Genomic DNA, 13,818 nt, shown 5'->3' on the forward strand with positions numbered 1-13,818 from the left:
TTCCGGGCGGCGGCCGCGCCTGGGCGCGACCGGACAGGTGTCGGCGCGATCGCCGCCCGGAAGCTTGCGGGGTCCGGTGACGGGACCCGTGGACGTACCCGCCTCAGCCGGCGGTGGGCCGGCCCGAGAGGCGCTCGACGCCGCGGAGCAGGGCGGAGTGGTCGAGGCCGCCGTCCCCCTGGGCGCGCAGCGAGGCGACGAGGCTCGCGACGAGGGTGCCGACCGGGAGCGCGGCGCCGACGCCGCGGGCCGCTTCGGTGACGATGCCCATGTCCTTGTGGTGCAGGTCGATGCGGAAGCCGGGCGCGAAGTCGCGGTGCTTGAAGTTGTCCTTCTTGCGGGTCAGCACGGTCGAGCCGGCCAGCCCGCCGTTGAGGACGTCCAGCGCCGCGGCCAGGTCGACGCCGGACTTCTCCAGGAAGACCACGGCCTCGGCACAGGCCTGGATGTTGACGGCGACGATGAGCTGGTTGGCGGCCTTGACGGTCTGGCCGGAGCCGTGCGGCCCGCACAGCACGATGGTCTTGCCCAGCGCCTCCAGGAGGGGGCGGGCGGCGTCGAAGTCGGCCCGGTCGCCGCCGACCATGATGGACAGCACGGCCTCGACGGCGCCGGCCTCGCCGCCCGAGACGGGCGCGTCCAGGACGCGGATGCCCTTGTCGCCGGCGGCCTCGGCCAGGTCGACGGAGGTCTGCGGGGTGATCGAGGACATGTCGATCAGCAGCGCGCCGGGCCGGGCGTTCTCCAGGATGCCGTCGGGCCCGTAGGCGACGGCCTCGACCTGCGGGGAGGCCGGGACCATGGTGATGATGACGTCGGCCTCGGCGACGGCCCCGGCGATCGAGCCGGCCGTGCTGCCGCCGGCCGCGGCCAGCCGCTCCAGCTTCTCCGGCTCCAGGGTGTAGCCGGTGACCGGGTAGCCGGCCTTGAGGAGGTTCTCGGCCATGGGTGAGCCCATGATGCCCAGGCCGATCCATGCGATCGCCGGGCGGGTCGGGCGGGGGGAGTCAGCGAGCTTGCTCATGCGGGTGCCTCTTTCGGGAACGGTGCGTCGTCAGGCGGGGTGGCGCCGGGAGCCTGCGGGGCGGTCCGCCGCCCGCTGCGGGGCCGGCAGCCAGCCGAAGGCGTCCGCGCTCGGCCCGTCGCCGGGCTTGTACTCCAGGCCGGTCCAGCCGCGGTAGCCGGCCTTGTCCAGGCGGCCGAGCAGATCGGCGAAGTCGAGGCCGCCGGTGCCGGGGGCGCCGCGGCCCGGGTTGTCGGCGATCTGCACGTGCGCCGTCTTCGCCGTGTAGCGGTCGATGACCTCGTGCAGGTCCTCGCCGTTCATGGACAGGTGGTAGAGGTCCATCAGGAAGCGGGCGTTGTCCAGGCCGGTGGCCGCGTTCACCGCGTCCACGACCTCGATCGCCCGGGGGGCCGAGACGATCGGGCAGTGCGGCGACTCGGGCGCGTTGAGCGCCTCGATCAGCAGGGTCCCCTCCACCTCGGCGACCGCGCGGGCGGCGAAGGCCAGGTTCTCCAGTGCCAGTTCGTCCTGCTCCGCCGCACGCACGCCCTCGGCGCGGTTGCCGTACAGGGCGTTGAAGGACGTGCAGCCCACCGAGCGGGCGAACTCGACGGCCACCGGCACATTCGCCCGGAACCGCTCCGACTCCGGGCCCGGAACCGACAGCGCACCGCGGTCGGGACCCGGCAGCCGCCCGGCGTAGAAGTTCAGCCCCACCAGGTGGGTCCCCGCGTCCCGCAGCGCGTCCCGCAGCGCGGCCGTCTCCGCCGGATCGGGCACGGGGGCGTCCACCCACGGCCACCACAGCTCCACCGCCGTGAACCCCGCCGCCCGTGCGGCCGTCGGCCGCTCCAGCAACGGAAGCTCGGTGAACAGGATCGACAGATTGACGTTGAAGCGGGTGTCCGGGAAACCCATCAGGCGGCGCCCCTTCCGGATAGTGGAACTGTTTTTCTGCTTAATGGAACACTGCCCGGCGGTCTCCGAGGCTGTCAAGGGGGCCCCGGGGCAATTTCTGGTGGCCGGGCCGAACCGCGCGTAGGTTGAGCGGCGTGCGATTGCGAGTGGAGTTCACGACGGAACCGTTCGACCTGGACGAGGCCCCCGCCCATGCGGTGGTGGCCCGGGACGTCGTCACCGGCGCCCGGCTCGACGCGGTCGACGTCGGCCCGTTCGGCAACACCGCCGAGGGGGACGCGGACCGGGTGCTCGCCGCGGTCGGCGACCTGCTGCGGGAGACCCTCCGGGCGGGCGCCACCCGGGTGTCCCTCCAGGTCAATGTGATCGCCGGCGCCGAGCCGGGCGAGGGGGAGGCGTCGTGACGGAGCCCGCCGACCACCCGTTCGTTCAGGCCGTCAAGCCGCTGGTCGACGCGATGGGCGGCCGGCTGGTCGCACCGGACCAGGCGCAGGGCGACGATGTCGTGCTGGCCTGGGAGGGGCAGGACCGGGTGGCGGTGCGCCTGCCCCATCTGTCGGAGTCGCTCGACCACATCCTCGTCGAGCTGCGGCGCCGGCACGGCAAGCCGCTGGCGGAGCTGGACCGCAAGACCAAGCAGTCGGTGGTGCGGATCCTGGAGACCCGGGGCGCCTTCTCGGTGCGCCACGGTGTCGAAACGGTCGCGACCGCCCTCGGCGTCAGCCGCTTCACCGTCTACAACTACCTGAACCGCGAGACCGCCTCGCGGGAGGGCGGAGCCCGGGCGGAGGGCGAGTAGCGGGCGGTCCGGTCGGCGGCGGCCGTGCGTCCCGCCGGGCACGCGATCGGCTGTGCGGCCCCCGGAATTCCGCCCGTAATCACCCGCCCGTGGCTTTTGTGTGGGCCAGATTTCAACAAAGTGTTGACGTGGTCTGGTCGGGGGTCTTAGCTGTTTCCAGCCAAGCTCCCGTATCTCCCTGCCACGGAGGCTTCCCGTGACTTCGAGTTCACCGCGCTCGACGGGGGACACCCCCGTGCCCCCGCCGGGGCTCAGCCGGTTCAACACCGCCGACGACGAGGCGGCCCGGGCCGTCCTGCACGAGGTGTGTGCCAGCCGGACCTGGGGGGAGCGGATGCTCGCCCGGCGCCCCTACGCCACCACCGAGGCCCTGTTCGCCGCCAGCGACGCCGCCATGGCCGAGCTGACCGCGGACGACCTGGCCGAGGCGATGGCCGGGCACCCGCCCATCGGCCGGCCGAAGCCGGGCGATGCCGCCTCGCACCGCGAGCAGAGCGGGATGGCCGGCGCCTCCGACACGCTCAAGGCGGAGTTGCTCGCCCTCAACCTGGACTACCAGGAGAGGTTCGGGCACGTCTTCCTGATCTGCGCCACCGGACGCACCGGTGAGCAGATGCGCGACGCCGTCCGTCACCGGATCGGCAACACGCCGGAGACGGAACGCGAGATCGTGCGCGGAGAGCTGGGCAAGATCAACCGCATTCGGCTCACCCGTATCGCGACGCACGCAGAAGGAGACGCAGCATGAGCGGCGAGACGGCTGCACGGACGTCGGTGTCCACGCACATCCTGGACACCAGCGTGGGCCGCCCCGCACAGGGTGTCGCCCTCACGCTCTCGGTGCGCTCCGGCCGCGACGGCGCCTGGGCCGCCCACGGCGCCTCCACCACCGACCCGGACGGACGCTGCAAGGACCTTCCGGCGCTGCCGGACGGCACCACCCACGTGCGACTCGACTTCGCCGTCGAGGAGTACTTCGAATCCAGCACCGCACACCAGCAAGCCGAGGAACAGCAGGACGCCCCCCGCGCAAGGGACAGCGGAGTCTTCTTCCCGGAGGTGGCGATCACCTTCGCCGTCACACCGGGCGAGCACTATCACGTACCGCTGCTGCTCAACCCGTTCGGCTACTCCGTATACCGAGGGAGCTAGCACCGACATGACTGCCCATTCCCGCCCGGTGATGCTCGGCCAGAATCAGTACGGCAAAGCGGAAAACCGCGTCGTCAAGATCACCCGCGAGGGGGACACCCACCACATCAAGGACCTGAACGTCTCGGTCGCGCTCTCCGGCGACCTGGAAGAGGTCCACCTCTCCGGCTCCAACGCCCACTGCCTGCCCACCGACACGACCAAGAACACCGTGTACGCCTTCGCCAAGGAGCACGGGATCGAGTCGGCCGAGCAGTTCGGCATCCATCTGGCCCGGCACTTCGTCACCAGCCAGGAGCCGATCCACCGGGCCCGCATCCGGATCGAGGAGTACGCCTGGGAGCGGATCGCCACCTCCGACGCCAACTCCCGCTTCATCGGCTCCGACGAGGTCAAGCACTCCTTCGTCCGCAAGGGCCAGGAGACCCGGCTGACCGAGATCACCTACGACGGTGAGCGGTGGCAGGTCATCTCCGGCCTCAAGGACCTCGTGGTCATGAACTCCACCAACTCGGAGTTCTGGGGCTACATCAAGGACAAGTACACGACGCTCAAGGAGGCCTACGACCGCATCCTGGCCACCGAGGTCTCCGCCCGCTGGCGGTTCAACTGGACCGACGACGAGCAGCGCATGCCCGGCTGGGAGCGTTCGTACGAGCAGGTCAAGAAGCACCTGCTGCAGGCGTTCGCGGAGACCTACAGCCTCTCCCTCCAGCAGACGCTGTACCAAATGGGATCGCGCGTCATCAACAGCCGCTCCGAGATCGACGAGATCCGCTTCTCGCTGCCGAACAAGCACCACTTCCTGGTGGACCTGGAGCCGTTCGGCATCAAGAACGACACCCCCGACGGAGCCGTCTACTACGCGGCGGACCGCCCGTACGGCCTGATCGAGGGCACCGTCCTGCGCGACGGCGCCGACGCCCTGATCCCGGTGGACCTGACCAACCTCTGAGCGCCCCGGCGCACACCGTGCCCGCTCCCCGTCCCGCGCGGGGAGGGGCACGCACCCCGAGGGGAGCCAACCGTGGCACAGCGACCGCACCCGCGACCGGGCCGCGCCCGCGACGTCCCCCCACTCGGCACCCGGAGCACCCCACGGGCGGCGGCCCCCGCCGGCCGCACCTCCCGGCTCCGGCACGCGCATTCCGCGGGGCCCCGCCGTGCCCCCTCCCTGCCGGAACCGAACGAAGGAACGCACCATGGCTGCATCGGCAACTCCTGACGGCGCGGTGACACCGCGCCTCGTCATCGAGAACTGTGCCCTCGCGACCGTCGACGCCCAGGACACCGAGTACGCCACCGGCCATGTGGTGGTCGCCGGCGACGTCATCGAGTCGGTGGGCCCGGGCAAGGCACCCGAGGGGCTCGCCCACGTCGTCCGCCGGGTGGACGGCACCGGGCATCTGGTCACGCCCGGCCTGGTCAACACCCACCACCACTTCTACCAGTGGATCACCCGGGGCCTGGCCACCGACCACAACCTGTTCAACTGGCTGGTGGCGCTCTACCCGACCTGGGCACGGATCGACGCCCCGATGCTCAAGGCGGCCACCCAGGGCTCGCTCGGCATGATGGTCAAGGGTGGCGTCACCACCGCCTCCGACCACCACTACGTCTTCCCGCGGGGCGCCGGCGACCTGGTCGCCGCCGAACTGGCCGCCGTCGCCGAGATCGGCGCCCGGATCACCCTGGCCCGCGGTTCCATGGACCGCAGCGAGAAGGACGGTGGACTGCCCCCGGACTTCGCCGTCGAGACCACCGAGGGCGCCCTCCTGGGCACCGAAGAGGCCATCGACAAGCACCACGACGCCTCCTTCGGCTCGATGGTGCACATCGCCGCCGCACCCTGCTCGCCGTTCTCCGTCTCCACCGAACTCATGCGGCAGGGAGCCGAGTTGGCCCGCCGCAAGGGCGTGCGGCTGCACACCCACGGCTCGGAGACCGTGGAGGAGGAGAAGTTCTGCCACGAGCTGTTCGGCATGGGCCCCACCGACTACTTCGAGTCGACCGGCTGGCTCGGTGACGAGGTGTGGATGGCGCACTGCGTCCACATGAACGACTCCGACATCGCCGCCTTCGCCCGCACCGGCACCGGCGTGGCGCACTGCCCCTCCTCCAACGCCCGCCTCGCGGCCGGTATCGCCCGCGTCCCCGACATGCTCGCGGCCGGCGTCCCGGTCGGCCTCGGCGTGGACGGCACCGCCTCCAACGAGTCCGGCGAACTCCACACCGAGCTGCGCAACGCCCTGCTGATCAACCGTCTCGGCGCCCACCGGGAGGCCGCGCTGAACGCCCGCAAGGCGCTGCGGCTGGGCACCTACGGCGGTGCGCAGGTTCTCGGCCGGACCGCCGAGATCGGCTCGCTGGAGGCCGGCAAGCTCGCCGACCTGGTGCTGTGGAAGCTCGACGGCCTCGGCCACTCCTCCATCGCCGACCCGGTCACGGCCCTGGTCTTCGGCCCGCCCGCACCGGTCACCCTCTCCCTCGTCGGCGGCCGGCCGGTCGTCGAGGACGACCGCCTCAGCAACGTCGACGAGGACGCCCTCGCCCGCACCGCGCGGGCCGAGGCGCAGCGTCTGGCCCGGATCGCCGCCGGGGACTGACCCCCACGGCGCGATCACGAGGCCGACGCACCCCGACTCGGCCGGGAGGGACGGCTCCCGGCCGGGCGCGTGGATCCGAGCGGGATCCACGACGCCGGCCCCGGGGGTACGGGATTCGCCCGCACCCCCGGGACGGTCCGCCCCGCCGCCGTCCACGCGCCACGAGCGCCCCCACCCGCATCGCTCACCAGGCGACTTCTCCGCCACGCACCACATGGCAAGCCCTCCGTGACAGCCTCGCGCCGCCGTCCCCGGCGCCGCAGAAAACGAAGGAGGCCCGCAGTGGCCGCACAGACCGGGCAGAAGTCGGAGGGGGACCGGAAACATCCGGTCGACGAGACCCTCCCGCCCCTGAAGATGTTCACCAGCGGCCTGCAGCACGTGGCCGCGATGTACGCGGGTGTGGTGGCCCCGCCGATGATCGTGGGCCCGGCCTGTGGGCTCGGCCCCACCGAAACCGCGTTCCTGATGGGCGCCAGCCTCTTCACCGCCGGCATCGCGACGCTGCTGCAGACGCTGGGCTTCTGGAAGGTCGGCGCCAAGCTGCCGTTCGTCAACGGGGTCTCCTTCGCCGGCGTCACCCCGATGGTCGCCATCGGCAAGGCCCAGAGCCCCGGCCACGCGCTGCCCGTCATCTTCGGCGCGGTGCTGGTCGCCGGCGTGCTGGGCTTCTTCCTCGCCCCGTACTTCTCCAAGCTCGTACGGTTCTTCCCGCCGGTGGTCACCGGCACCGTCATCACCCTGATCGGCGTCTCACTGCTGCCGGTGGCCTTCAACTGGTCCCAGGGCGGCAATCCGCAGGCCTCCGACTTCGGCTCGCTGACCAACATCGGGATGGCCGCGCTGACCTTCGTGATCGTGCTGGCGCTGCGCCGGGTGCTGCGCGGCTTCCTCCAGCAGATCGCGATCCTGCTCGGGCTGATCGCCGGCACCCTGCTCGCGATACCCGTCGGCATCACGCACTTCTCCGCCCTCGGCAAGGCGTCCCCGGTCGGCTTCCCGACGCCGTTCCACTTCGGTGCGCCGCAGTTCGACGTCGCCGCGATCGTCTCCATGTGCATCGTGATGCTGGTCTGTATGACGGAGTCGACGGCGGACATGCTGGCCCTCGGCAGGATCGTCGGCCGCCCGGCGGACGAGCGCACCATCGAGGGCGGACTGCGCGCCGACACCCTCGGCACGGCTCTGAGCCCGCTGTTCAACGGCTTCGCCAACAGCGCCTTCGCGCAGAACATCGGCCTGGTCGCGATGACCAGGGTGCGCAGCCGCTACGTCGTGGCGACCGGCGGGCTGATCCTGGTCGTGCTGGGGCTGTGTCCGGTGGCCGCCTCGGTGATCTCACTGGTGCCGCTGCCGGTCCTCGGCGGCGCCGGCATCGTGCTCTTCGGCTCGGTGGCCGCCAGCGGCATCCAGACGCTGGCCTCGGCCGCCATGGAGAAGGGCGACAACGCCCTGATCGTCGCGGCGGCCGTCGGTGTCGGGCTGATCCCGATCGCCGCCCCGGACTTCTACCACCACCTGCCCAAGGACCTGCTGGTCGTCCTGGACTCCGGCATCAGCACCGGCTGTCTGGTCGCCATCGTCCTCAACCTCGCCTTCCACCACTTCGGCAGGAGGGACGGGGACCCGGCAGCGGACTCCGGCGCCCTCGCCGAGGCGGCACTCCCGCCACAGCCCCACCGCGCCACCGAGGCCGCCACCGGGGACGTCACCGGGAAGACCGCGCCGGCCCCCGCCCACTGACGCCCATCCACTGACGCCCACCCGCTGACGTCCGCCCATCGACGTCCGCCCGCGCAACGGCCCGTACGGGAGCGGCAACCGCCCTCCCTCTGCGGGCCGTTGGGCCGTCCACCCGGCGAGGGCTCAGCCCAGGAACCCCGCCAGCAGCTCGCGGAGCCCCGGGCCCGGGTCGAAGTCCTCGTCGGGAAAGGCAAGTTGACGGAAGACGACGCCGTCCATGTAGTCCAGCAGGATGGCGCAGTGCCGCCGGGGCGCCGGCGAGCCGAAGCGCCGCAGCCACTCCGCGCCCCAGCCGGTGACGGCCTCCCGTCCGCGGGTGAGTGCCGGACGCAGCGCGGGCCGGGCCGTGGACTCCAGGTACAGCGCGAAGCGGGCGGCGGTCCGGGCGCGCTCGGGACCGGTCGCGTGCCGCAGGAACCGGGCGACGGCGTCGGCGAGTTCCCCCGCGTCGGCCGGGGCGGCCGCCGCGGCGAAGGCCTCCCAGTCGCGGCGCTCCAGCTCCTGGAGGTGGCCGACGATGCCCTCGATCAGGGCCGCCCGGTTGCGGAAGTAGTTGGAGGCGGTGCCGGAGGGGACGCCCGCCGCGGCGTCCACGGCCTGATAGGTCAGCCGTCGCGCACCCTCGTCGCCCAGCACCCGGATCCCCGCGTCCAGGACCTGCTCCCGCCGTCGTGCCACCCCGTGCGCCCTTCGTGCCGTGCCCGTGTCCGTGCCCCGCGTGTGCCGTGTGCGGTGGCCAGACACTGTAGACGTAGTGGCGGGGAGCGCCGGGCCGCGACGCGACGGGCCGGTACGAACCGCGCCGCAGCGGTCCGTACCGGCCCCCGGGTGGGACGGGTGCGGGGTGTCAGTCCAGCAGCTCGTAGGCGGGCAGCGTCAGGAACTCCGTGTAGTCCGTGTCCAGCGCGACCCGCAGCAGCAGGTCGTGAGCCTGCTGCCAGCGGCCGGCGGTGAAGGCGTCCTCGCCGACCTCGGCGCGGATCGCGGCCAGCTGCTCGGCGGCGACCCGGCGCACCAGCTCGGCCGTGGCCCGCTCCCCGTTCTCAAAGACGACACCGGCGTCGACCCACTGCCAGATCTGGGAGCGGGAGATCTCGGCGGTGGCGGCGTCCTCCATCAGGCCGAAGATGGCGACGGCGCCCAGGCCGCGCAGCCAGGCCTCGATGTAGCGGGTGCCGACCTGGACGGCGTCGATCAGGCCCTGGTAGGTGGGCCTGGCGTCGAGGGAGTCGATCGCGATCAGATCGGCGGCCTTGACGTCGACGTCCTCGCGGAGCCGGTCCTTCTGGTGCGGCCGGTCCCCGAGCACCGCGTCGAACGAGGCACGGGCGATGGGGACCAGGTCGGGGTGGGCGACCCAGGAGCCGTCGAAACCGTCACCGGCCTCGCGGTCCTTGTCGTTCTTGACCTTGGCGAGTGCCTGCTCGTTGGCCTCGGGGTCACGGCGGTTGGGGATGAACGCGGCCATCCCGCCGATCGCGTGCGCCCCGCGCTTGTGGCAGGTGCGGACGAGGAGTTCGGTGTAGGCGCGCATGAACGGGGCCGTCATCGTCACCGCGTTGCGGTCGGGCAGCACGAACTTGGCGCCGCCGTCCCGGAAGTTCTTGACGATGGAGAAGAGGTAGTCCCAGCGGCCGGCGTTCAGCCCCGAGGCGTGGTCGCGCAGCTCGTAGAGGATCTCCTCCATCTCGTACGCGGCGGTGATGGTCTCGATCAGGACGGTGGCGCGCACCGTGCCCTGCGGGATGCCGAGCTGGTCCTGGGCGAAGACGAAGATGTCGTTCCAGAGGCGGGCCTCCAGGTGCGACTCGGTCTTCGGCAGATAGAAGTACGGCCCCTTGCCGAGCTCCAGCAGCCGCTTGGCGTTGTGGAAGAAGTAGAGCCCGAAGTCGACCAGCGCGCCGGGCACCGGCCGGCCCTCGACCTGCAGGTGCCGCTCGTCCAGATGCCAGCCGCGCGGCCGCATCACGACGGTGGCGAGCTCGCCGGCGGGCTTGAGCGCGTAGGACTTGCCGGACGCCGGGTCGGTGAAGTCGATGCGCCGCTCGTAGGCGTCGATGAGGTTCAGCTGACCCGAGATGACGTTCTCCCAGGTCGGGGCCGAGGCGTCCTCGAAGTCGGCGAGCCAGACCTTGGCGCCCGAGTTGAGCGCGTTGATGGTCATCTTGCGGTCGGTGGGGCCGGTGATCTCCACCCGGCGGTCGTTGAGCGCGGCGGGCGCCTCGGCCACCCGCCAGCTGTCATCGGCCCGGACCTGCGCGGTCTGCGGCAGGAAGTCCAGCGTGCTGGTGCGCGCGATCTCGTCCCGGCGCTCGGCGCGGCGGGCGAGCAACTCGTCCCGGCGCGGGGTGAACCGCCGGTGCAGTGCGGCGACGAAGGCGAGCGCGGCGTCGGTGAGGACCTCGTCCTGCCGTTCGGGGGTGTGCGCGGGGTCGACTTCGACGATGGCCAGCGGGGACGGCGCTGGTGCGGACATGAGCTGTCACTCCATTCATCGGCGGTGCCCAACGGCCACGGGGACGCCGGGCGGCACGGGGTGCCGCGGGCCCCGGAACGCGGTCGCGGGCGCCGTCTGGGTTCAGGGCGCTTCTGACCAGTGGAGACTAGTTTCCTTATCGCGGAAGTTCAATGGTTTGTTGATGTCGAGATTCTCCGGCTCGACACACCCGTAGATCGAATGACTCCCGGTGCCACCGCGGTCACTCTCCCTCACTCCCGCTTCCCGGACGACGGCCGTCCGCCGGCGCGCGGGGTCACTCCAGGCGGCTCAGATCCTCCGGGGTGTCGATGTCGTAGGGCGCGGCCACATCGGCGCACTCGACCAGAGTGAGGGCGTCCGCATGCGTGCGGAGGTAGGCGCGCGCACCGCGGTCACCCGTTGCGGTGGCGGCGATGTCCGCCCAGCGCGCGGCGCCGAACAGGACCGGGTGGCCGCGCCGCCCGTCGTAGGCGGCGGAGGCGAGTGCGTGGCTGCCGTCGTACGCCGCCACCATCCGCGCCACCGCCGCGGCGCCGATGCCCGGCTGGTCCACCAGGGACACCACGACCGCGTCCGCCCCCGACCCTGCCAGCGCGGCCAGCCCCACCCGCAGCGACGAGCCCATGCCGTCCGCCCAGTCCGGGTTGCTCCAGAGGTGATAGCCCGTCAGATCGGCTCGCTCGCGCACCGCGTCGGCCGCCGCGCCGAGCACGATGTGGACCGGGTCGCAGCCACCCTCCCGCAGGGCCCGCGCGGCGTGCTCGACCAGCGGCCGGCCCCGGTGGTCGAGCAGCGCCTTGGGCCGTCCCCCCAGGCGCCGCCCACCGCCCGCGGCGAGCAGCAGACCGGCCACCCGCCCGCCCCTCCCCGTCCCCTCCGTCGGGGCGTCCGGCCGGACGCGGGGCGGCTGTTCACCCGGATCACCCGGATCACCCGGATCACCCGGGCCTCGCGGATCTCTCGGATTGTTCGGGTCCTTCGGTGCTGTCGGTGCCATGGGGACTGCATACCTCATGGCACCGTGGGGCGCGGCCCGTCGCTCAGGCGGCGTCGTCCGACGCGCGCGGGCGCGGGATGTACGGCCGGAACCGCTCGCGCCGCGGGGGAGTTCGCTCCTCCTCTTCCCGGTGCTCGGCGACGTAACGGTGTATGTGCTCCAGCGTGATTTCCGAGGCGTCGGACAGGCCGTAGGCGCGGCAGATGAGTTGGACGACGCTGACCCGACGCTGGTTCGAGCCGGTGTCGGGGCCGGAGTGGGGCTCCATGACATTCTCCGATCCAGTGATATGCCGGATATTTCCTTGAAAGGGAGAATGCTCCATCACGCCGTGCCGTACGCCTCGTCCCGGGTGTGCCCACGCCAAAGGGTGGCCTGGTGAACGCATGTGCTGACGCATGATCACATCGAATTCGGGTATCGCGTGACGGGCATGTTCCGGGGGTGCCCCGGCCGTCCGCGCCGTGCGCGAGCGGGGAGGTGGGGCGCGGCCCCCGCGGGCCCGGCGACCGTGACGCCTTTCGGTCTTCATGTGCGGCGCGACGGGGTGCGATCGGAGGGGGATTCCGGGAGGTCAGGGGCGTGAGCGGGCGTGCGGGCGGCGCATCCGCCGGGTGCGCCGTCCGGATTGCCGCCGGGCGAATCCCGCCAGTGATCGGTCTTTTTTCGCTCTCCGTATGGCGCGGGAAGCGCAGAGTGGCGTTAACTGTCCCGCATCGCGGGTCGGGCAACGGCCACGGAGGACGCCGTCGTGGTGGAACAGCTGCAGAGTGACAGACGAATGACCGGGGTCGAGGGTGACCCGCGGGTCCATGAACTGCGCGGGGCGGTGGCCCGGCTGCGCCGTCAACTGGCCTTGCTACCAGGCGAGTTGATGGACCGGGCGGCCGCGGACGACGAGCTGGCCGCCCTGGACGCGATGGTGAGCCACGGCCTGCCCGAGGTGCCCCGGCTGCGGCGCTCGCTGCTGCTGATCGCCGGGGCGGTCGGATCGGTGAGCGCCCTGTCGTCCGCGTTGACCGAAGTGCGCGAGGGCATCGACCGGTTCGGCGCGCTGCCGCGCACCCGCTGACCGCGGGGCGGCTCCGGCTGCGCGGCGGAGGCTAGGCCGGCGTCTGGTTGGCCAGTGCCACCGAGAGCTGCGCCGCGACGTCCTGGAGCACCGGCACGATCTTCTCGGTCGCGGCCTCCGAGACCCGGCCGGTCGGACCGGAGATGGAAATCGCCGCGGAGGTGGGGGAGTTGGGGACCGGCACCGCCAGGCAGCGGACGCCGATCTCCTGCTCGTTGTCGTCGACCGCGTAGCCCAGGCGGCGGACCTCGGCCAGCGCCTCAAGGAAGCGGTCGGGGTCGGTGAGGGTCTTCTCGGTGGCGGCGGGCATGCCCGTGCGGCCGAGCAGTGCGCGGACCTCCTCCGGCGGGTGGTCGGCCAGCAGGGCCTTGCCGACGCCGGTGGAGTGCGGCAGCACCCGCCGGCCGACCTCGGTGAACATCCGGACCGCGTGCCGGGAGGGGACCTGGGCGACATAGACGATCTCGTCGCCGTCGAGCAGCGCCATGTTGGCGGTCTCGCCGGTCTCCTCGACCAGGCGGGCGAGGAACGGCCGGGCCCAGGTGCCCAGCAGCCGCGAGGCGCTCTCGCCGAGCCGGATCAGCCGGGGGCCGAGCGCATAGCGGCGGTTGGGCTGCTGGCGGACGTAGCCGCAGGCCACGAGCGTGCGCATCAGCCGGTGGATGGTGGGCAGCGGCAGTCCGCTGCTGGCCGAGAGCTCGCTCAGGCCGACCTCTCCACCGGCGTCGGCCATCCGCTCGAGCAGGTCGAAGGCGCGCTCGAGGGACTGGACGCCGCCGCCGGCGGGCTTGGCTTCGGCGGCGGAGGTGCTGGCGCTGGACGACGGCACGTCGCGTTCCTTTCGGGGCGGGGCGGATCGGTCTCGGCAGGGCGCACGGGCGCCGGGCCCGATCGGAGCAGCCTACCGGTCCCCTTGCCCCGGCACACGGCCTCGCGCACACTCGTTCCCGCCGGTCAGGCCCCGTGCGTCCCGAGCCGCGACCCGCCGGGTCCCCTTCGGGCGGGGTGCTCCGGGTGGCACCGATGCCCCCGGTCGCGTTCTGCTG

Annotated in this window: 15 protein-coding genes; 8 read left to right on the plus strand and 7 right to left on the minus strand. The window is 72.2% G+C overall.

Annotated features, from left to right (window positions below; translation table 11 throughout):
* Positions 1-103: 103 nt before the first annotated feature.
* Positions 104-1,024, minus strand: coding sequence for a 2-hydroxy-3-oxopropionate reductase (locus ACQP17_RS28645; RefSeq protein ID WP_433858862.1), 921 nt, complete (start codon positions 1,022-1,024; stop codon positions 104-106).
* A gap of 30 nt (positions 1,025-1,054) precedes the next feature.
* Positions 1,055-1,924 (minus strand): TIM barrel protein, encoded by an 870-nt coding sequence (locus ACQP17_RS28650; protein WP_433858863.1) that lies wholly within the window; start codon positions 1,922-1,924, stop codon positions 1,055-1,057.
* 134 nt (positions 1,925-2,058) lie between these two features.
* Between ACQP17_RS28650 and ACQP17_RS28655 the strand changes: the two genes are divergently transcribed.
* From ACQP17_RS28655 to ACQP17_RS28685, 7 genes are all read left to right on the plus strand, one after another.
* The gene (locus ACQP17_RS28655; protein ID WP_433858864.1) at positions 2,059-2,328 is read left to right on the plus strand and encodes a hypothetical protein; all 270 of its coding nucleotides are present in this window, start codon (positions 2,059-2,061) and stop codon (positions 2,326-2,328) included.
* Complete coding sequence (locus ACQP17_RS28660; RefSeq protein WP_433858865.1) at positions 2,325-2,723, plus strand: helix-turn-helix domain-containing protein; 399 nt, start codon at positions 2,325-2,327, stop codon at positions 2,721-2,723. Before ACQP17_RS28655 ends, ACQP17_RS28660 begins: the two co-directional genes overlap by 4 nt.
* Before the next feature lie 235 nt (positions 2,724-2,958).
* Complete coding sequence (uraD, locus tag ACQP17_RS28665; protein ID WP_433860030.1) at positions 2,959-3,471, plus strand: 2-oxo-4-hydroxy-4-carboxy-5-ureidoimidazoline decarboxylase; 513 nt, start codon at positions 2,959-2,961, stop codon at positions 3,469-3,471.
* Complete coding sequence (gene uraH / locus ACQP17_RS28670; protein ID WP_433858866.1) at positions 3,468-3,875, plus strand: hydroxyisourate hydrolase; 408 nt, start codon at positions 3,468-3,470, stop codon at positions 3,873-3,875. Before uraD ends, uraH begins: the two co-directional genes overlap by 4 nt.
* Before the next feature lie 7 nt (positions 3,876-3,882).
* The gene (pucL, locus tag ACQP17_RS28675; RefSeq protein ID WP_433858867.1) at positions 3,883-4,830 is read left to right on the plus strand and encodes a factor-independent urate hydroxylase; all 948 of its coding nucleotides are present in this window, start codon (positions 3,883-3,885) and stop codon (positions 4,828-4,830) included.
* A 247-nt stretch (positions 4,831-5,077) separates the two neighbouring features.
* The gene (locus tag ACQP17_RS28680) at positions 5,078-6,481 is read left to right on the plus strand and encodes an 8-oxoguanine deaminase (protein WP_433858868.1); all 1,404 of its coding nucleotides are present in this window, start codon (positions 5,078-5,080) and stop codon (positions 6,479-6,481) included.
* Between the two features lie 282 nt (positions 6,482-6,763).
* Positions 6,764-8,224, plus strand: coding sequence for a nucleobase:cation symporter-2 family protein (locus tag ACQP17_RS28685; RefSeq protein ID WP_433858869.1), 1,461 nt, complete (start codon positions 6,764-6,766; stop codon positions 8,222-8,224).
* A 123-nt stretch (positions 8,225-8,347) separates the two neighbouring features.
* Here the strand turns inward: ACQP17_RS28685 and ACQP17_RS28690 are convergent, their stop codons facing one another.
* From ACQP17_RS28690 to ACQP17_RS28705, 4 genes are all read right to left on the minus strand, one after another.
* Complete coding sequence (locus ACQP17_RS28690) at positions 8,348-8,902, minus strand: TetR/AcrR family transcriptional regulator (protein ID WP_433858870.1); 555 nt, start codon at positions 8,900-8,902, stop codon at positions 8,348-8,350.
* Between the two features lie 169 nt (positions 8,903-9,071).
* Complete coding sequence (aceB, locus tag ACQP17_RS28695; RefSeq protein ID WP_433858871.1) at positions 9,072-10,700, minus strand: malate synthase A; 1,629 nt, start codon at positions 10,698-10,700, stop codon at positions 9,072-9,074.
* Positions 10,701-10,977: 277 nt separating this feature from the next.
* A complete protein-coding gene (locus ACQP17_RS28700; RefSeq protein WP_433858872.1) occupies positions 10,978-11,556 on the minus strand; it encodes a nucleotidyltransferase family protein in 579 nt (192 codons plus the stop codon).
* 187 nt (positions 11,557-11,743) lie between these two features.
* Positions 11,744-11,968: a hypothetical protein gene (locus ACQP17_RS28705; RefSeq protein WP_433858873.1), complete on the minus strand. Its 225-nt coding sequence runs from the start codon at positions 11,966-11,968 to the stop codon at positions 11,744-11,746.
* A gap of 513 nt (positions 11,969-12,481) precedes the next feature.
* Here ACQP17_RS28705 and ACQP17_RS28710 point away from each other — a divergent pair.
* Complete coding sequence (locus ACQP17_RS28710; RefSeq protein ID WP_433858874.1) at positions 12,482-12,772, plus strand: DUF5955 family protein; 291 nt, start codon at positions 12,482-12,484, stop codon at positions 12,770-12,772.
* A gap of 31 nt (positions 12,773-12,803) precedes the next feature.
* Here ACQP17_RS28710 and ACQP17_RS28715 read toward each other — a convergent pair whose 3' ends face one another.
* On the minus strand, positions 12,804-13,601 hold the full coding sequence (locus ACQP17_RS28715) for an IclR family transcriptional regulator (RefSeq protein ID WP_364879746.1): 798 nt from the start codon (positions 13,599-13,601) through the stop codon (positions 12,804-12,806).
* Between the last annotated feature and the right edge of the window lie 217 nt (positions 13,602-13,818).

Origin of the sequence: Streptomyces kronopolitis, assembly GCF_050953795.1 — a bacterium.
Classification (GTDB): Bacteria; Actinomycetota; Actinomycetes; order Streptomycetales; family Streptomycetaceae; genus Streptomyces; species Streptomyces kronopolitis_A.